General features: G+C 54.5%; 16 protein-coding genes and 1 pseudogene. 11 read left to right on the top strand and 6 right to left on the bottom strand.

The features are described 5' to 3' along the window. Window positions 1-132 precede the first annotated feature (132 nt). Window positions 133-567: a ferric uptake regulation protein gene (locus tag C7476_RS19435; protein WP_114431552.1), complete on the top strand. Its 435-nt coding sequence runs from the start codon at window positions 133-135 to the stop codon at window positions 565-567. Between the two features lie 40 nt (window positions 568-607). Here C7476_RS19435 and ptsN read toward each other — a convergent pair whose 3' ends face one another. From ptsN to lptC, 6 genes and pseudogenes are all read right to left on the bottom strand, one after another. Continuing rightward, on the bottom strand, window positions 608-1072 hold the full coding sequence (gene ptsN / locus C7476_RS19430) for a PTS IIA-like nitrogen regulatory protein PtsN (RefSeq protein ID WP_114431520.1): 465 nt from the start codon (window positions 1070-1072) through the stop codon (window positions 608-610). An 82-nt stretch (window positions 1073-1154) separates the two neighbouring features. Then, entirely contained in the window at window positions 1155-1748 is a 594-nt protein-coding gene (hpf, locus tag C7476_RS19425; RefSeq protein ID WP_112525521.1) for a ribosome hibernation-promoting factor, HPF/YfiA family, read from the bottom strand. 215 nt (window positions 1749-1963) lie between these two features. Continuing rightward, window positions 1964-3607, bottom strand: coding sequence for an RNA polymerase factor sigma-54 (rpoN, locus tag C7476_RS19420; protein ID WP_114431519.1), 1644 nt, complete (start codon window positions 3605-3607; stop codon window positions 1964-1966). A 168-nt stretch (window positions 3608-3775) separates the two neighbouring features. Then, window positions 3776-4504 (bottom strand): annotated as a pseudogene (gene lptB, locus C7476_RS19415) (LPS export ABC transporter ATP-binding protein); the annotation flags it as partial. A 106-nt stretch (window positions 4505-4610) separates the two neighbouring features. Continuing rightward, window positions 4611-5228: an LptA/OstA family protein gene (locus tag C7476_RS19410; protein ID WP_114431518.1), complete on the bottom strand. Its 618-nt coding sequence runs from the start codon at window positions 5226-5228 to the stop codon at window positions 4611-4613. Between the two features lie 55 nt (window positions 5229-5283). Then, window positions 5284-5859, bottom strand: a complete 576-nt coding sequence (gene lptC / locus C7476_RS19405; RefSeq protein WP_245426423.1) for an LPS export ABC transporter periplasmic protein LptC — start codon at window positions 5857-5859, stop codon at window positions 5284-5286. A 401-nt stretch (window positions 5860-6260) separates the two neighbouring features. Between lptC and sppA the strand changes: the two genes are divergently transcribed. From sppA to C7476_RS19350, 10 genes are all read left to right on the top strand, one after another. Further along, on the top strand, window positions 6261-7247 hold the full coding sequence (gene sppA, locus C7476_RS19400) for a signal peptide peptidase SppA (protein ID WP_114431516.1): 987 nt from the start codon (window positions 6261-6263) through the stop codon (window positions 7245-7247). Between the two features lie 91 nt (window positions 7248-7338). Beyond that, window positions 7339-7623: an integration host factor subunit beta gene (locus tag C7476_RS19395; RefSeq protein ID WP_106662485.1), complete on the top strand. Its 285-nt coding sequence runs from the start codon at window positions 7339-7341 to the stop codon at window positions 7621-7623. Window positions 7624-7662: 39 nt separating this feature from the next. Beyond that, window positions 7663-7995, top strand: coding sequence for a lipopolysaccharide assembly protein LapA domain-containing protein (locus C7476_RS19390; RefSeq protein ID WP_114431515.1), 333 nt, complete (start codon window positions 7663-7665; stop codon window positions 7993-7995). Window positions 7996-8284: 289 nt separating this feature from the next. Further along, window positions 8285-9259, top strand: a complete 975-nt coding sequence (gene lhpI, locus C7476_RS19380) for a bifunctional Delta(1)-pyrroline-2-carboxylate/Delta(1)-piperideine-2-carboxylate reductase (RefSeq protein WP_114431513.1) — start codon at window positions 8285-8287, stop codon at window positions 9257-9259. 68 nt (window positions 9260-9327) lie between these two features. Then, window positions 9328-10431 carry an RsmD family RNA methyltransferase gene (locus C7476_RS19375; RefSeq protein ID WP_425374009.1) on the top strand — a complete coding sequence of 368 codons (1104 nt, stop codon included), beginning with the start codon at window positions 9328-9330 and terminating at the stop codon, window positions 10429-10431. Next, window positions 10431-11300 (top strand): TrmH family RNA methyltransferase, encoded by an 870-nt coding sequence (locus C7476_RS19370; RefSeq protein WP_114431511.1) that lies wholly within the window; start codon window positions 10431-10433, stop codon window positions 11298-11300. The genes C7476_RS19375 and C7476_RS19370 overlap by 1 nt, the downstream gene beginning before the upstream one ends. A gap of 12 nt (window positions 11301-11312) precedes the next feature. Further along, window positions 11313-11816, top strand: a complete 504-nt coding sequence (gene lspA, locus C7476_RS19365; RefSeq protein ID WP_114431510.1) for a signal peptidase II — start codon at window positions 11313-11315, stop codon at window positions 11814-11816. Window positions 11817-11924: 108 nt separating this feature from the next. Next, window positions 11925-12815, top strand: a complete 891-nt coding sequence (gene olsB / locus C7476_RS19360) for a l-ornithine N(alpha)-acyltransferase (protein WP_425374011.1) — start codon at window positions 11925-11927, stop codon at window positions 12813-12815. Window positions 12816-12930: 115 nt separating this feature from the next. Beyond that, window positions 12931-15660 (top strand): DNA mismatch repair protein MutS, encoded by a 2730-nt coding sequence (gene mutS / locus C7476_RS19355; protein ID WP_425374008.1) that lies wholly within the window; start codon window positions 12931-12933, stop codon window positions 15658-15660. A gap of 92 nt (window positions 15661-15752) precedes the next feature. Beyond that, on the top strand, window positions 15753-18566 hold the full coding sequence (locus C7476_RS19350; protein ID WP_114431509.1) for a [protein-PII] uridylyltransferase: 2814 nt from the start codon (window positions 15753-15755) through the stop codon (window positions 18564-18566). The last annotated feature ends 1 nt before the right edge of the window (window position 18567 follow it).

The raw sequence follows: 18567 nt of genomic DNA, 5'->3' as shown, positions 1-18567 counted from the left end.
CGTGTTCTTACACACCAGCCGCCTGTGACATTTCACTGGCGGCGGTGCTGTTTCGGCGCAGAACCCAATTCCAATCGGACTACCAGTTGAGAATCTTTGCAACTGACGTCAATCTGGCGCATAATGAGCGTTATGAAACATGCATTGAATCAGAAGCCGGACTATGAAAAGGAACTACGCAAGGCTGGTGTCCGTATCACCAGACCTCGGCGAATCATCATCGATATTCTGACATCCACCGAAGACCATCCGGATGCGATGAAGATTTTCCATCGTGCCATCGAGATTGACGCCAGCATTTCACTGTCCACTGTTTACAGGACCATGAATCTGCTGGAAGAAATGGGCGCCATTCATCGCCATGCTTTCAATGGCGGGCCATCGCGTTTCGAACAGGCCCACGGCGAGCACCATGATCATCTGATCGATATCGATACCGGTGCGGTAGTCGAATTCAAGTCAGACAAAATTGAAAAATTGCAGGAAGAGATTGCCAAGTCGCTCGGCTACGATATCGTCCATCACCGTCTGGAACTCTACGGACGCAAGACCGGCAAGTCCTCATAAAAACCGCCAAAAGGCGGCTTTTACGACCAAATCTAAATACTCAGGCGGCGTTAGACGCTGGCTGCGATGTCAGCAGCTCGTAAATCAAGCCCGCATCATGGGCGGTGCGCAGCTTTGCAATACGCTCCGGATCACGCAGCATGCGCGCAATGCGGGATAATGCTTTCAGATGATCGGCTCCGGCATTTTCTGGCGCCAAAAGCAGAAATACGATATCGACCGGCTGGTCGTCCAGGGCCTCGAAAGCGACCGGCGTTTCGAGCTGAGCGAAAACACCGGCGATTCGCTTTACGCTATTTATCTTTCCATGGGGAATGGCAATGCCGTCGCCAATGCCAGTAGAGCCCAAACGTTCACGCTGCATGATCGTGTCAAATACTTCTCGCTCGCTCAGACCGGTCAAGGCGGCCGCCTTTTCCGACATGATCTGCAAGAGTTGCTTTTTGGAATTGACTTTCAATGCGGGCAGGACAGCGTCGGGCTGAATGAGATCACCCAGATCCATTATCTCTCTTCCTTCCAGTTACCACCCGCGTAGCTGACTGTGCGCGGGTGGTCGTTCAAAAATTCGCTATGAATCCGCTTCTTCACGTCGGAGCAACGTTTTCACCCGCCACTGTCGATGGATCGATCCAGCCAATATTTCCATCGGCGCGGCGATATACAATATTTACCTGCGTACTACCAGCGTTTCGGAAAACAACGACGGGACTATCCTTCAAGTCGAGCTCCACGACCGCAGAAGCCACGCTCATGCTTCTGAGCGCCATTGATGTCTCTGCGACTATGGTCGGCGCGTAGTCTTCCGGAATATCCTCATCATCATCCGGTACAGGCGCCATCACCGTGTAAGAAACATCATCGAAAACCCCATTCGAACCTGGAGCCTGATGCGACTTCAGGCGTCTTTTGTAGCGCCGCAGGCGCTTGTCCACGCGTTCGCCGGCTGCGTCAAATGCGAGCAATGGATCCTGCGCTTCGCCCGCGGCTTGCAGCACCGTACCGGTATCAAGGCGGACAAGACAGTCGGCAATAAATCGAGATCCCTGTTTTTCTACCGTGACATGACCGGTATATCCGCCATCGAAATATTTGGAGACCATTTCCCCTATCCGCTCCTCGATGCGAATGCGGAAAGCGTCACCAATGTCCATATGTTTCCCAGATACACGCAGACTCATGATACCTCACCTTCATTTGTGATTTTTTCATTGCGCGAACCAATCTACACTGTTGTTGGGAGGCGAGCAAAGACATCCCGTACAACCCGTGCGAGCGTTTCATCGCGTTTCAATTGCTGATTCTTCATTCAAAGGTGCGCTTTCACTTCAATTGTCGCAAATTACCGGCGCTTGTCTCCCTGACCAGACTTCTTCGGTCCGGTTCAATTACCCACTCAGCGAAATTCTACACCCACGTGGCGGATGAATCCAGACTTTCCATCCCCCTTGCACGCCGATGCCTGAGCTTTTTTCTCACGCCGCCTTTGCACAGAGGAAGCGATATTCATGCCCTCTCGGTATTTTGCGACGGTACGCCGTGCAATCTCGATCCCTTGTTCCTTCAACAAATCCACAATTGTATCATCCGACAGAATATCGTCCGGCGTTTCCACGTCGATCAACTGCTTGATCTGATGACGTACCGATTGTGATGAATGCTGCTCTCCGCCTTCGGTTGCCGCGATTGCCGCGTTGAAAAAATACCGTAATTCGAACACACCCCGCTTCGTCAGCATGTACTTGTTCGCTGTGACCCGGCTGACCGTAGACTCGTGCATACCGATCGCGTCAGCTACATTCCGCAAGTTGAGCGGCTTCAGATAGGCAACGCCATGACGAAGAAATTGTTCCTGCTGGCGCACGATCTCACCGGCGACCTTGAGAATTGTTTGTGCCCGCTGATCAAGACTACGCGTTAGCCAGTTGGCACTTTGCAAACACTCGCTCAAAAACGTTTTCTCGGCTGGAGACGTCTTCGTTTTTGCTATCGTCGCATAGTAGCTGTTATTGATGAGTACTCGCGGCAGGGCATCGGGATTGAGCTCAATTCGCCAACTTCCATCTGACGCGGTATCCACCTGAACGTCGGGCACGATGCTGTCCGCGATGCCAGAGGAAAAGGCCGTCCCTGGCTTCGGATCAAGATGCTGGATTTCTTGGAGCATAGCCAGAATATCCGCGTCACCTACATGACACAGCTTCTTGAGATTATGAAAATCACGCTTGGCCAGTAAATCGAGGTTCTGCAGCAAGATCTTCATGCTCGGACCGAGGCGGTTTTTTGCACGCAGCTGAAGCGACAGGCACTCCGCAAGGTCACGCGCGAACAATCCCGCGGGCTCGAACCCCTGCAAGACTGCGATCAGTTTCTCGATATGTTTGGCATCGACTCCAAACCGTGCAGCAATTTCCTCTACGTCGGCCCTCAAGTAACCACTCTCATCGAGATGATCGGCAAGCTCAGCGGCAATAAGGCGGTCGCCAGCCGATGCGAAGGCGAAGATAATCTGCTCGGCGACGTGGCCCCGAAGGGTCTGCGGCGTTGCTGTAACCTGTTCGAGATTAAATCCCTCGCCACCGGTCGAAACATAGCCGTCGCCGGAAGATGACTTCCACTGCGAAGCGAGATCGCCGGCGATAAAATCATGTGTTCCGGGATCGTCGGGAAAGATGTTCTCGAGAGAGCTATCGAACGTATCCGACATGGAACCCGAACTCGTCGACTCACCACTCATCAGCCACTGGTCGACTTGCCCGCCCAAGGGGTTATCAGCTTCGCCATCACTCCCGACCGCTCCTCTACCGAATTCGCGTTCATCGCCGGAAATCCGATCGGTGTTGAAGCCGCGCTCGTCGGGCGAAAAATGCTCGCCAGTTGTATCGTCTCGCTCGAGCAGGGGGTTTTTTTCAATCTCCTGCGCTATGAATTGTTCGAGTTCGATATGCGTCAGCTGCAACAGTCGAATCGACTGCATGAGCAGCGGCGTCATTACCAATGCCTGGGTTTGCCTGAGATCGAGCTTTGCCGACAGAGCCATGGTGGATGCGGGTACTCCGGTACGATTTCCTTTGCAGCTGTACAGAACTGGCCCAATCCTTGCTTGTCAATCACAAGCAAGGGAAAAACGTGTTGGTGCGGCAATTTTCAATCTAAAGACGTATAGGAAATGGCATTTCTTGCGAATGAAACCCCGAAAATGGGAAAATCAGAGCTTGAACTGATCCCCAAGGTAAAGTCGTCGGACATCCTGATTAGCAATAATTTCATCCGGTCGACCGTGGGTAAGCACCTGTCCTGCATGGATGATATAGGCCCTGTCGATTAGCTTCAGGGTCTCGCGGACATTATGGTCGGTGATGAGCACTCCAATGCCCCGACCAGTCAGATGGCGCACCAGTTGCTGAATATCCGCAACGGCAATCGGATCCACACCTGCAAAGGGTTCGTCCAGAAGCATGAAATTAGGACGAGACGCCAGAGCGCGAGCGATTTCCAGCCGCCGGCGTTCGCCGCCTGACAGGGAAAGCGCGGGAGCCTTGCGCAGGTGAGCGATGTGAAACTCCTCAAGCAATGAGTCGAGTTCCTGAGCACGAGCACTCCGATCTTTCTCGACCACCTCAAGGACGGCCTTGATGTTGTTTTCGACCGAGAGACCGCGGAAAATCGAGGCTTCTTGCGGCAGATAGCCGATACCCAGCCGAGAACGGCGATACATCGGCATCGTCGTTACGTCGAAACCGTCGATTTCTATCGTGCCCTTGTCGACCGGAACCAGACCCGTCACCATGTAGAAACAGGTCGTCTTGCCGGCGCCATTGGGACCTAGAATACCAACAGCTTCACCGGCACGCACCCCAAAGGAAACGCCATTGACCACTTGGCGGCCATTATAACTCTTCGTGATGCCACGTGCGACAAGCGTGCCCTTCATACGGTCGACCGCCGCCGGGTCAGCCGGACGCATTTCCTGAGAGATGGTGGAGTCAGGCCGAGCGGAAAGCTTGCTGGAAGAGCGACGCGAAAACAAGGACACTACAGGCTCAGTTCTTCGGAGCGTTCTTGGGAGCCACAACGATAGAGACACGGCCTGTCTGACCACTCTTGCAGCTTTCAAGCTGGGCCTCGCCCGTTTTGAGCTGCGCTGTCAGTTTGCAGCCGACTGCAACATTGTCGCCTTGGGAAAGAACAACCTTGTTGCCAGTTAAAACCAGCACTTCAGTTTTCATATCGAAAGTGCCGTGATCACCAGTGGCAACCTGATCTTCGGATTTGACGTAGACCTTGTCATTGACCTCGAGGTGATCGATATCCTGGGCTCCGGCACCGGCCACTCCCGTGGTTTTTGGAGCGTCAGCGGGGGCAGCAGTGCCGGTCGCGTCTTTCTTGGGACCCTTGACGTAATAGACGATCATGGAGCCCGCTTTCAGAAGCGTCGCGCCTTGTACGACAGTCACATTGCCTGTGAAGGTAGCAGTGCCCTCATTGTCATGGACAACAAGCTTGTCCGCATCGATCTGGATGGGCTGGTCGCCTGACAATTTTATCCCCGTTGTTGCTGTGCCAGCATCCTGGGCGAGGACGGGAGCAATCATCATGGTCGATGCCAACAGGCCCAACGCAACGGTCGAAATGCTGATCAGTTTTGCCCCGCACGACATCGTCTTCTCTCCTAAATCCGGGATTTCCCTTGAAATCAGCAATAATCCTCAGACGTTACTCTGACGATTTGATTTCCTTGTCACCTTCTTGCAGCTTTGTAGGCAGAATGACAAGCCTCACCCGCTTTTCAAAAGTCATTACCTTGCCGCTTTCGGTAATTTGCATACTGTCCGCGGTTATACTCGACTTGCTATTTTTTACGCTGACTGGATCGTCCGTCGACATGGTGTTGCCAGCTATATCTATATCAGCCGATTGCAACAGGGCAGTAATGCCATCGGATGTTGTCAAGCTTATGGCGCTGTCGAGCTTCAACTGCCGGTTCGCATTGTCGTACACACCCGATTTGGCAGTGACCTGCGCGCGCAGGTCCTTGCCAACCGGAATTTCCGCACTAATCCCCTCCAAAGAGATCACATTGCTGTTGCCTACATCCTGCAGTGCCCTCACGGCGCTCATTTTGTAGGGAAGCTTGTCTTTCGTAAATCCATCAAGTTTCGGATTCGTCATGACAAGTTTACCGTTTTCCATCCCGGCATTATCGAGCGAAATATTGCTCGGCACACTCGATGTAGAAAAGAAAGTGAACCAGGAAAAAACAGCGGCGCCGATCAGAGCGACCGCAGGCAAGGCAAACTTCAGAAACCGCACGCGCCTCGAGTGGCGTTCCGCAGCACGAAACACCATGGAGTCTTTGTCAGAGCCAGCGAACTGCCGGGCGACCTCAGCATGATGGTCGGCGTCGGCGGTGGCATCGCGCCCCGCATGCGTATCGTTTCTTTCAATGGACATAGGTCTGGTTGTGTTTACCGATTACAATATAATGGCTAGTTGAACGCCAATATGGTTATTTTTCGATGAAATGGATAAGTACCCGTCGCACAAGTTGCACTCAGTGCAACAAGTATGCCGTCGTTTGACGAGATACAAGGTCCAAACTGCCGAGCAAGTGCCCGCAGCAAGTCTGGACTTCGGCGAAATGATATCGCAAAGAATAACTGACCCTGGTTTGAGAGCGAATGGATAGGACGATGGCAAACGCTGCTGATGCAATTATCGAGAGACGACGGCTTCGCAGGAAATTGACATTTTGGCGCGCTTTCACGCTCCTGCTCATCGCCCTTGCATTGATTTCACTTTATTTTTTTAATGCCGGCTCCGATGGGTTTTCCGGTAAATCAGCGCCGCATATCGCCAAGGTTCGCGTTGAGGGCACGATTTTTGAAAATGATGAACTGCTTAAGCGTCTAAAGGACGTGGAGGATTCTGCCGCGGTCAAGGGCGTGATCCTCTCCGTCGATTCACCTGGGGGAACAACGGCCGGCGGTGAAGCTATCTATGAAGCTGTCCGCAAGCTCGCCCTGAAGAAGCCTGTCGTTGCCCAAGTCGGAACGCTGGCGGCTTCGGCCGGGTACATGATTGCGAGTGCGACCGATCACATCGTGGCGCGCCAGTCCTCGATTATCGGCTCCATTGGTGTGCTTTTCCAGTATCCTGATATTTCTGAGCTCTTGACCAAGATAGGGGTGAAAGTCGAAACGATCAAATCCAGCCCGCTTAAGGCAGAACCCAATTTTTTCAATCCGGCGAGCGACGAAGCGAAGGCGATGATTCATCGTATGATCATTGATTCCTATGACTGGTTTGTCGGTCTGGTCCAGGAGCGGCGTAAATTCACGCACGAGCAAGCTTTGGCCCTGGCCGACGGATCAGTCTTTACAGGTCGCCAGGCGGTTGCCAACAAACTGATTGACGAACTTGGCGGCGAAGACAAGGCAATCGCCTGGCTCAAAACAAAAGGTATCGATGCCAAACTTCCAGTCGTCGAATGGAAGCCCGTCGAGAAGTCCTCCCTCGGTATGTTTTTTTCGCATTCCGCCCTTGAAATGCTGACCAGATATCTCGGCCTTCCGGAAGAAAGTGCAGGGGTGCTGCGCGAATTGACAGGTGATCGCATGTTCCTTGACGGACTCGTTTCTGTTTGGCACGTTGACGGCAAGCCTGTCGGCGCGCAATAAGGATATTAAACTCATAAGATCAGTGACATAGTATTCAGGTTAGTGCTTTTTGACCTTGTCCTCCTGATCTTGAACCGGAAGGGATTTCGCTGTGATCAAATCAGAGCTCGTGCAGATCATTGCCAACCGCAATCCGCATTTGTTTCAGCGTGATGTGGAGAACATCGTCGGCGCCATCTTTGACGAGATCACCGATGCGCTTGCCGAGGGCAATCGGGTCGAGCTGCGTGGCTTCGGCGCATTCTCCGTCAAGAACCGCCCAGCGCGCAGCGGACGTAACCCGCGCACCGGCGAAAGCGTCGACGTTGAGGAAAAGTGGGTGCCCTTCTTCAAAACCGGCAAAGAATTGCGCGACAGGCTGAATGGCAACGGCTAGCGAGGCGTCGTCCAAGCATCAGGGTTGCAGGAGAGAAATATGATCAATCGTATTGTCATTGTCCTCATTCTGGTGCCGCTTGCCGTCATCCTGATTGCCCTGTCAGTAGCAAATCGCGAGGCAATATCGTTCACAATCGATCCTTTTAACCCGGGTAATCCTGCCCTCTCCTACTCCGCTCCGCTTTTCGTCTGGTTGTTTGCCTCTCTGATACTCGGTTTGATCCTCGGGAGCTTGGCAACTTGGTATAATCAGGGCAAACATCGAAAACTTGCCCGTCAGCGCAAGCTCGAAGCGGAGTTATTGCGCAAGGAAGCTCGCAAGGCGTCGGCCGAGACACAGTCTACGCCAAACCTTCCTTCACTCCATTAGGTCGTGAACTCATAAATCTGGTGGAAATGGAATGAGGTCATCTTTTCGGATACAAGGAGCAAAGGCGACGGAAATGTTTATCCATTTTCAAGTCCTTTGCGACGATGTTGCCGGGAAGATGGACCATATCCTCCGGACGCCGAAACGGCTTCAAGCTGCCATATCGAACCGCTCGGCCGGGGGAAAGACCCCGCCCTTCGCGTCTCTCCTCGCCTCTTCTTGCCGTTTCAGGCGCCATTTCCACCAGATTTATGAGTTTACGACCTAAAACAACCGTCAAGGATATGAAATGAAACTGATCTCCCCGGCCGAGGTCGATGGGCTATTGAAGTGGCCGGATATGATCGACGCACTCGAACAGGCTTTCCGTCAGGGAGTGATTCAGCCTGTACGCCATCATCACACCGTCAATCGCCCGGATGGCGCCGCTTCCACGCTGCTGCTGATGCCTGCCTGGTCCGACTTCAACGCTTTGGGGGATTCCTCAAAAGGCTATATGGGTGTGAAGATCGTTACCGTATCCCCGGACAATGGTGCCATTTCGAAACCAGCTGTCATGGGTGTGTATCTTTTGCTTGACGGCAAGACCGGCGAACCGCAGGCGCTCATTGACGGACAGCGGCTTACCCTGTGGCGCACTGCAGGCGCATCGGCGCTCGCAGCTCGGTATCTGGCTCGTGAAGATGCGTCCAATCTCGTCGTGCTCGGAGCGGGTGCGCTTTCGGGATTTCTCGCACGCGCGCACAGTGCCATCCGTCCTATCACGAAAATATCCATCTGGAACCGCAACCTCGCTGGTGCCGAGAAAGTTGCTGCAGAACTCGCTGCGGATGGCTTCAACGCCAAGGCTGTGAACGACAAGCATGAGGCAATCGCCGAAGCCGATATCATAACTGCCGGCACGCTTTCGACTGAACCATTGATCCTTGGCGAACACTTGAAACCCGGCGCCCATGTGGATCTCATTGGAGCATTCACGCCTTCGATGCGCGAAAGCGATGACGAATGCGTCAAACGGGCGCGCGTTTTTGTCGATACCAAGGACGGTGCGCTGAAGGAGGGCGGTGATATCGTGCAACCGATCAAGGCGGGCGTCATCACCGAAAGCCATGTCATCGGCGATCTTTTTGACCTGACGCGCGGCACGATCAAGGGGCGCCAATCCCCGAGCGAAATCACGCTGTTCAAATCGGTTGGCGCCGCTCTGGAAGACCTTGCGGCGGGCATTTTGATTTATGAAAGGGCGATCTCGGCTTCCGCCTGAACGTTTTTGCTTTCGCCTTCCCTCCTCTTGACATAGGAAACATCCAATCAACTGCGAGGGTGCACGGCTTGAAATCGTCTGGCGGAAAAATCAGGAAGGCAAAAGGGCTCGGTCCGAAAGCGAGCGCTCCGAAAGGAGCGGCGCATCGGCAAACCGCAGTGAAGCCGCGGCCGCAATTTGCCAAAGCACCCCGCGTCACCGATATCGATCCTCAGCAAAAATCCGCGCCTCGTTTGGAAGCGGCTCCAAAGCGCGTTTTGACTCGCCGTACCGGCGTACGCCCTCAGGAGCGAACCGGCCTCATCCTCGAAACCTCGCCTTCCGACGACTATGCCCTGCTTGACAGCGGCAATGGCCTCAAGCTGGAACAATACGGCCCCTACCGCATCGTCCGCCCAGAAGGACAGGCAATCTGGCTACCTGCTTGGGACAGAACGAAGTGGGACATGGCCGACGCGATATTCACCGGCAATACGGATGAGGAGGGCGTCGGACGTTGGCATTTTCCAAAAGTTCCGCTTGGTGAAACGTGGCCGCTTGCCTTTGACGGCATCCCGTTTTTCGGACGCTTTACGTCGTTCCGGCACGTCGGCGTTTTTCCTGAACAAGGCACGCATTGGTCACACATGGACCAGCTGATCCGCGACGCCAAACGCCCGGTCAAGGTGCTTAATCTTTTCGGTTATACAGGGGTCGCATCCCTTGTCGCTGCGCGAGCGGGAGCCGAGGTAACGCATGTCGATGCTTCGAAGAAAGCTATTGTCTGGGCGCGGGAAAATCAGGAGATGGCAGGGCTCTCCAGCAAACCCATTCGCTGGATATGCGAAGACGCAATGAAATTCGTCGCGCGCGAAGAGCGGCGCGGCAGTGGCTACGACATCATTCTTCTCGACCCGCCCGCCTATGGGCGCGGTCCCAATGGTGAAGTTTGGCAGCTTTTCGACAATCTGCCGGACATGGTCGATCTTTGCCGTTCGATCCTCACGCCAAAGCCGCTCGCTGTCGTTCTGACCGCCTATTCAATCCGCGCTTCGTTTTTTGCGATCCACGAATTGATGCGCGATGCGTTTACCGGGCTTGGAGGAAAGGTCGAGTCAGGCGAGCTTATCCTGCGGGAGCGTTCATCCGATCGTGCCCTTTCCACCTCTCTTTTCAGCCGCTGGAGCGCTTGATGAACAACCAGGATGATCATCGGCGCGGCAGCGGACTGGTTCGCCCTGGCAGGGTCAAGGAGGTCACCAGCCTCACCAATCCGATCGTCAAGGACTTACGCTCGTTGGCGATCAAAAAATTCCGCGACCAGCAGGGCCTTTTCCTCGCCGAAGGACTGAAACTCGTCATTGATGCCCTTGACCTGGGCTGGACAATCAAGACCCTCGTTTATTCAAAAGCAGGCAAGGGCAATTCGCTGGTAGAGCCAGTAGCCGCGCGCACCATCGCCAAGGGCGGCGACGTCCTTGAGGTCAGTGAAAAGGTTATTGCTGCCATAACGCGTCGCGATAACCCGCAAATGGTTGTCGGTGTTTTCGAACAGAAGGTGCAGTCCTTGCCGGCGATCAAACCGCAAGGCAATGAGGTCTATGTGGCACTCGACCGTGTGCGCGATCCCGGAAATCTCGGCACGATTATTCGAACCGCGGACGCAGCAGGCGCAAAGGGCATCATTCTCATTGGGGACACCACTGATCCGTTCTCGCTGGAAACGATCCGAGCCACGATGGGCTCGGTATTTGCAATGCCTGTCATACGCGCGACTGAAGCCGAGTTTCTCTCCTGGCGAAAAGGTTTCTCTGGCCTAGTTGTTGGAACACATCTGAAAGGTGCCGTCGATTATCGAACGATCCCCTATGCCAATAAACCGGTCGTTTTGTTAATGGGGAACGAGCAACAGGGCTTGCCGGATCAATTGGCTTCATCCTGCGACAAGCTCGCGCGTATCCCGCAGGAGGGCCGTGCCGATTCGCTCAATCTCGCCATTGCGACCGGCGTCATGTTGTTCGAGATCCGGCGCGACGCATTGAAACTTGCCCCTGACATTTGAGAAAATGGATTTATGAAAAGCAAAGCATTCTACAGTCTTCTGGCTATCATCGCCTTCGCCACGTTCAGTGATCAGATCGTCAAGTATCTCATCGAGACCGGCATGGACTATCAGCAGCAAATCGATCTCCTGCCTTTTCTCGCGTTATTTCGCGTGCACAATGATGGGATCGCCTTCTCGATGTTAAGCGGGTTCGGTGATACAGCGCTGATAGCCCTGACGATCATCGTCATTTGTTTTGTCAGTTATCTGTGGTGGAGCACGGCGTCCACGCGCTGGATTTCACGGTTTGGTTTTGCCCTTATCATTGGTGGTGCGATGGGCAATCTCATCGACCGCATCCTACATGGGTATGTCATAGATTATTTTCTTTTCCACCTGCCGTCATGGTCGTTTGCCGTCTTCAATCTCGCTGACGCTTACATATCGGTTGGCGCAGCATTGGTTGTAATCGAGGAAATTTTTGTCTGGTTGCGCGACCGGCGGACGGGCGGCGGGCAAACCGGCAAAAATTGAAGCGAAACTGGGTAATTAGCCCATTGTCACGTCATGTAGCCGTCATCCAATTGTTGTATTCAACGAACGAACGAATACCGATAAATCTCCTGGATGAGCCAAATCGATATGACCATCGCCTTGCTTGAATCGGCTTCAATCACTAAAGATCAACGCGTGATGTCGCACGTTGATTCAACTCCCTCGCCGTTTACGGCGCCACACCTTGCATCGGTGCTTGGACGCATCGGCACGATGGAGGTTTGCCTCGCGCAAACGGAAGATGAAATCGCTTCGTCACAACAATTGCGCTTCAAGGTTTTTTTTGACGAATTGGGTGCCAAAGGTTCTGCCACGATGGAGCAGCGTGATGCAGACCGTTTCGATCCCTTTTGCGATCATCTCCTTGTCTATGACACCTCAATAGCCGGCCCAAAACACAAGCAGATTGTAGGCACCTATCGTCTGTTGCGCTCCGAAAAAGCTTTCGAAACCGGCGGTTTCTATTCAGCCAGCGAATTTTCGATCGAACGGCTTGTTACCGCCAAGCCGGAATTGCGCTTTCTTGAGCTTGGCCGTTCCTGTGTCCTCCCGGAATACCGGTCGAAGCGAACGGTCGAATTGCTTTGGCAGGGGATTTGGACCTATTGCCGCCATCATTCGATCGGTGTGATGTTTGGCTGCGCATCCTTCCAGGGAACGGTTCCTGCGGCGCACGCACTGCCGCTGTCCTTCCTGCAGCATAATTGCCGTGCGACACCCGACTGGGACGTTTGCGCATTGCCCGCGCTTTACCATGCGATGGATCTCGTTCCGAATGAAGCGATCAATCCAAAAGTGGCTCTCTTCGCCATGCCGCCGTTGGTCAAGGGCTATTTGAGGCTTGGCGCGATGATTGGCGATGGTGCCGTGGTCGACCATGACTTTGGTACAACCGATGTCTTCATTATTCTGCCAGTCAGCCGTATTTCGGAACGCTATGTCAGCCATTACGCTGCTGAAGCGAAGCGCTTCGTCTAGAGACCTTCGACTTAAACCGATCATCTGTGGAGAAAAGCCACAGATGAACTCGGAAGAGGTGTGTAAATTCCCCGTTAGCGAATAGATTGCTCCTGATCGAAATCAGGAGAGCGTCTTGGCCGAACTGGCAGCCATTATCGAACCGTCCCCTTACGACGCTGACATATTGGCGCGACCAACGCCGATGATGGAGCAATATATCGAGATCAAGGCGACGAATCCGGATAGTCTCTTGTTCTATCGTATGGGCGATTTCTATGAATTGTTTTTCGATGATGCGGTCGAGGCGTCGCGTGCACTCGGCATCACGCTGACAAAGCGTGGAAAGCATTTGGGCGACGATATTCCCATGTGCGGCGTACCGATCCACGCCGCCGACGATTATCTGCAGAAGCTGATCGCGCGTGGCTTTCGTGTTGCTGTATGCGAACAGATCGAAGACCCTGCGGAGGCCAGGAAACGTGGCGCGAAGTCCGTCGTCAAACGTGATGTCGTTCGATTGGTGACACCCGGCACAATTACCGAAGAAAAACTGCTCGACCCATCCGAAGCCAATTATTTGATGACGCTCGGCCGCGTAAAGGGCTCGGATAAAGGTCATTTTGCGCTTGCCTGGATTGACATATCAACCGGCACATTCCGCGTCAGCGAAACCGATCCTGGCCGGTTGCTCGCGGACATTTTGCGTGTGGATCCACGCGAATTGATTGTCGCAGATACGGTATTTCATGATCCGGATCTGCGCCCGGTCTTCGATGTCATCGGCCGGGCTGTTAGTCCGCAGCCACCCAGTTTATTTGACAGCGCTACGGCAGAAAGCCGTATCCAGCGCTATTTTGACGTCAGCACGCTGGATGGGTTTGGCCAATTCTCGCGTGCCGAGCTTTCAGCCATTTCCGGTGCTATCGCCTATGTCGAAAAGACACAGATTGCCGAACGGCCGCCGCTGATGCGGCCAGAACGGGAGTCGGAAGGTTCCTCGCTATTCATCGACCCAGCAACCCGTGCCAATCTTGAACTTCTGCGCACGCTTTCCGGTAAGCGCGAAGGAAGTCTGCTGCGAGCGATCGACAGAACGGTGACAGGTAGCGGGGCGCGGCTCCTGGCGGAACGGTTGACCGCACCTCTGACTGACCCGGCAGCGATTGCGGAACGACTGGATTCGATCTCGTTTTTCCTCCTTCGCCAACCGCTTGCAGATTTGGTGCGCGAAGCGCTGAAAGGCGTGCCCGATATGCCCCGCGCCCTGTCGCGGCTCGCAGTCGGTCGCGGCGGTCCGCGCGATCTGGGTGCACTCGCCCGCGGTCTTGAAGCAGCCGGCGATATCGCACAATTGCTGGAGCGTGAGGAACTGCCGACAGAACTCACGCGAGTGAGAGAATGTCTTCGCCAATTGCCGCTGGAATTCGCCGAACACCTTGACCGGGCACTTGCCGATGAGCTGCCGCTTCTCAAACGCGACGGCGGGTTCGTCCGGACAGCGTATCATGCCGAGCTAGACGAAATGCGGGCACTGCGGGATCATTCGCGCCGCATCATCGCCGGCCTGCAAGCCGACTACATGGAAACGACTGGCGTCAGATCGCTGAAGATCAAACACAATAATGTGCTTGGGTATTTTATCGAAGTGACCGCCAACAATGCCTCGGTCATGACCGATACGGATGAGGCCAAGAGCAAGTTCATCCACCGCCAGACCATTGCCAATGCGATGCGGTTTACTACGACGGAACTAGCAGAGCTTGAGACAAAAATAGCAAATGCCGCCGAACGCGCGCTTTCAATCGAGCTTGGCGTTTTCGACGCCTTGACCAATGAGACCGTGGCCAACGCCGACACCATTCGTGCAGGTGCTGCGGCGCTGGCAGCGCTTGACGTCTCCGTATCGCTGGCGGCTCTCTCCGAAGAACAGGGCTACTGCCGACCGCTGGTCGATGACAGCCTTGCATTCGAGATTGTGGCCGGACGGCATCCCGTTGTCGAGCAATCGCTGCGCCGGCATGCCGCCGCTCCCTTCGTTGCCAATGATTGCAATCTTTCTCCAGAAGGAGCTGGCAAGGGAGCAATATGGCTGCTGACCGGCCCGAACATGGGCGGTAAATCGACCTTTCTGCGTCAGAACGCATTGATAGCGATTCTCGCGCAGATGGGTTCGTTCGTTCCGGCCGGCTCTGCTCATATCGGCATTGTGGATCGTTTGTTCTCTCGCGTCGGCGCTTCGGACGATCTTGCGCGCGGGCGTTCTACCTTCATGGTGGAAATGGTCGAGACCGCCGCCATTCTCAACCAGGCCAGCGATCATTCGCTCGTCATCCTCGATGAAATCGGCCGCGGTACCGCTACCTTCGACGGCCTTTCGATTGCATGGGCTGCGGTTGAATACTTGCACGAAAAGAACCAGTGCAGGGCGATTTTTGCAACGCACTTCCACGAAATGACCGCACTTTCAGAAAAACTCGAACGGCTCAGCAATGTGACCATGCGCGTGAAGGAATGGGACGGCGATGTTGTGTTCCTGCATGAGGTCGCCAAGGGCGCCGCTGACCGATCATATGGCGTGCAAGTGGCACGTTTGGCTGGTCTGCCGGAAGCCGTTGTCAATCGCGCCCGCGACGTACTGCATCAGCTCGAAGCGGGAGAGACCTCTGGCAAGGCCGACAAGCTGATCGACGACTTGCCTCTGTTTTCAGTTGAAGTGAAGCGACAGGCACCCAAGCTTGTTCAAGGTAAGGATAGTGGCCTGCTTGCAGCCATGTCCACTATCAATCCGGATGAGATGACACCGCGTGAAGCGCTGGAGGCGCTCTATCGGTTGAAGGGCCTCGTCGCGAACACGACATCTTGACTGGTCTCTACGAGAAACGCGTCAAATGTAATCGTTTCGTTTGACGCAAATTCGCGCTATAGCGTGCAGCCATTATCCATAAAGACGTATTCATGAGCGCTTCAGACCTGAGACTGGAACAGATCGTCAACCCGGCCAAACTTCATCGCCAATTTGAAGAGTTGGTCACGTCAACGAACAAACTGGGCACTGCCACCGTCGAGCGTAACGACGTGTTGCAGCTTGTGAAACAGACGCTGATCGCGGGTCGCAAGTCGGCAGAAGACATGCTGATGAAGGATGCTAGCGGGACGAATTGTTCTGTCCGACTTTCTTATCTGATGGATCAGATCATTTCTGCGCTCTATGACTTCGCAGTTACCCACGTGTATCCCGCTGTGAACCCATCTACTGCGGAACGGATGACGGTTGTGGCGGTTGGCGGCTATGGTCGTGGGGGACTGGCACCCGGTTCGGATATCGATCTGCTATTCTTACTACCTTACAAACAGACACCCTGGGGTGAGCAAGTCGTCGAATATATTCTGTACATGCTGTGGGACGCCGGTCTCAAAGTCGGCCACGCGACCCGTAATCTGGATGAGTCCATCCGTCAGTCGCTGGGCGATATGACGATCCGCACCAGCATTTTGGAGGCCCGTTACCTTTGCGGGAATGAAGACCTTTTCGCCAAACTGGTGCAACGCTTTGATGCCGAGGTGGTCAAGGGTACCGGGCCGGCTTTCATCGAGGCCAAGCTTGCCGAACGTGACGCGCGTCACCGCAAGGCGGGCGAGACGCGGTATCTGGTGGAACCGAACGTCAAAGAGGGTAAAGGCGGCCAGCGCGATCTGCATACACTGTTCTGGATTGCAAAATATTACTACCGGGTGAAGACAAGTGATGAACTGGTCGACCTGGGGGTTCTTTCTCGTGCGGAACACAAGATCTTCCGTAAGGCGGAAGATCTGCTATGGGCCGTACGCTGCCATATGCATTTCTTGACCGGCAAGGCAGAGGAACGCCTTTCGTTCGATATCCAGGGCGAGATCGCCCGGCGGCTCGGCTACACCGCCCATCCCGGTCTGCGAGACGTCGAGCGGTTCATGAAACACTACTTCCTTATCGCGAAGGAGGTCGGTGATCTTACGCGGATCATCTGCGCCGCTCTGGAAGAAGAGCAAGCCAAGCACGTCCCTGGTTTCAACCGTATTTTCCTCACCTTTTCGCGCCGCAAGCGAAAACTCCCCGGCACCAGTGATTTCGTCGTCGACAATCACCGCATCACCATTGCCAATGACGATGTCTTCCGGAAAGACCCCGTCAATATAATCCGCCTGTTTCGGCTGGCGGACCAGCATGGCCTGGAGTTCCACCCCGACGCTATGCAGCTGGTGTCGCGTTCGCTGTCGCTGATCAAAGCTGATCTGCGGGAAAACCCCGAGGCAAACAGGCTTTTTCTGGAAGTGCTGACCTCGGAGCGCAACCCCGAGCTCATCCTGCGGCGAATGAATGAATCGGGCGTACTTGGCAAAATCATTCCCGATTTCGGCAAGGTCGTCGCGATGATGCAATTCAACATGTATCATCACTATACTGTTGATGAACATCTGTTGCGCTGTATCGCAGTCATGTCGGAAATCGACCACGGCGATCTTGGACAGGAACACCCTCTTGCCAATCAGATCATGCCCGGTTTGAAAAAAGACCGGCAGGTCCTCTACGTGGCGCTGCTCCTTCACGATATTGCCAAGGGAAGGCCGGAAGACCACTCCATTGCCGGCGCGAGGATCGCCCGGCGGATTTGCCCTCGTCTGGGCCTGTCACAGGCCGACACGGAAACCGTTGCCTGGCTCGTCGAACAGCATTTGACGATGAGTAGAGTGGCGCAGTCGCGCGATCTCAATGACCGCAAGACGATCGAAGATTTTGCTGAGATTGTCCAAACCCTCGACCGGATGAAACTGCTGCTGGTTCTGACCATCTGCGATATCAAAGCTGTCGGGCCAGGAGTCTGGAATGGCTGGAAGGGCCAGTTGTTACGCAATCTCTTCTATGAAACGGAATTGATGCTGACTGGCGGATTTTCGGAAGTCTCCCGCAAGGAGCGCACCGATCACGCCCGGACGCAGCTCGACAATGCGCTGTCATCCTGGCCGCAGATTGAGCGTCAGTCATACCTCGCATTGCACTATCAAAACTACTTGTTGACCGTCAGCCTCGAAGATCAGATTCGCCATGCCAATTTTGTACGCGAGACCGATGCCAGCGGCAAAGCACTCGCCACCATGGTAAAAACCCATGATTTCGAGGGTGTAACAGAGATCACTGTGCTGTCACCCGATCACCCGCGCCTGCTTTCAATCATAGCAGGTGCCTGTGCCGGGGCCGGCGCCAACATTGTCGATGCGCAGATCTTTACGACTAGCGACGGGCGCGCACTTGATACGATCCTTATAAGCCGCGAATTCCCGACCGACGACGATGAACGGCGGCGCGCCATGCGCGTCGGCCGCCTGATCGAAGACGTGCTTTCCGGGAAGTCCTACCTGCCGGAGATGCTGGCAAGCCGCACCAAACCGAAGCGCGCGGTCAAAGCCTTCCGCATCACGCCGCGTGTCGAGATAAACAATACGCTGTCCAACAAATTCACTGTCATCGAAGTGGAAGGCCTGGACCGTCCCGGTGTTCTCTCTGAGATAACCGGTACTATCTCTGACCTCTCACTCGATATTGCCTCTGCACACGTGACGACCTTCGGTGAAAAGGTCATCGACGTGTTCTATGTCACCGATCTTGTCGGTCACCAGATCACCAATACGACACGCCAGAATCGTATCCGTAAGAAGCTGCTTGCGCTCTTTGGCGAAGGAGACATCACGACCGCCCAGCCGCAACGGCAAAACATCCTCATGACGGCTGAATAGA

Source organism: Phyllobacterium bourgognense (genome assembly GCF_003337575.1).
GTDB lineage: Bacteria > Pseudomonadota > Alphaproteobacteria > Rhizobiales > Rhizobiaceae > Phyllobacterium > Phyllobacterium bourgognense.
Note: the sequence above shows the minus strand (reverse complement) of the source record. Positions and strands in the feature narration are given on the sequence as shown.

Bases quoted from the DNA above. Each gene is read 5' to 3' on its own strand.
- C7476_RS19390 (WP_114431515.1), top strand. From the start codon at position 7,663: ATGATCAATCGTATTGTCATTGTCCTCATTCTGGTGCCGCTTGCCGTC.
- hpf (WP_112525521.1), bottom strand. From the start codon at position 1,748: ATGAGTCTGCGTGTATCTGGGAAACATATGGACATTGGTGACGCTTTC.
- sppA (WP_114431516.1), top strand. From the start codon at position 6,261: ATGGCAAACGCTGCTGATGCAATTATCGAGAGACGACGGCTTCGCAGG.
- C7476_RS19370 (WP_114431511.1), top strand. From the start codon at position 10,431: ATGAACAACCAGGATGATCATCGGCGCGGCAGCGGACTGGTTCGCCCT.
- C7476_RS19350 (WP_114431509.1), top strand. From the start codon at position 15,753: ATGAGCGCTTCAGACCTGAGACTGGAACAGATCGTCAACCCGGCCAAA.
- C7476_RS19410 (WP_114431518.1), bottom strand. From the start codon at position 5,228: ATGTCGTGCGGGGCAAAACTGATCAGCATTTCGACCGTTGCGTTGGGC.
- C7476_RS19435 (WP_114431552.1), top strand. From the start codon at position 133: ATGAAACATGCATTGAATCAGAAGCCGGACTATGAAAAGGAACTACGC.
- olsB (WP_425374011.1), top strand. From the start codon at position 11,925: ATGACCATCGCCTTGCTTGAATCGGCTTCAATCACTAAAGATCAACGC.
- rpoN (WP_114431519.1), bottom strand. From the start codon at position 3,607: ATGGCTCTGTCGGCAAAGCTCGATCTCAGGCAAACCCAGGCATTGGTA.
- lhpI (WP_114431513.1), top strand. From the start codon at position 8,285: ATGAAACTGATCTCCCCGGCCGAGGTCGATGGGCTATTGAAGTGGCCG.
- ptsN (WP_114431520.1), bottom strand. From the start codon at position 1,072: ATGGATCTGGGTGATCTCATTCAGCCCGACGCTGTCCTGCCCGCATTG.
- lspA (WP_114431510.1), top strand. From the start codon at position 11,313: ATGAAAAGCAAAGCATTCTACAGTCTTCTGGCTATCATCGCCTTCGCC.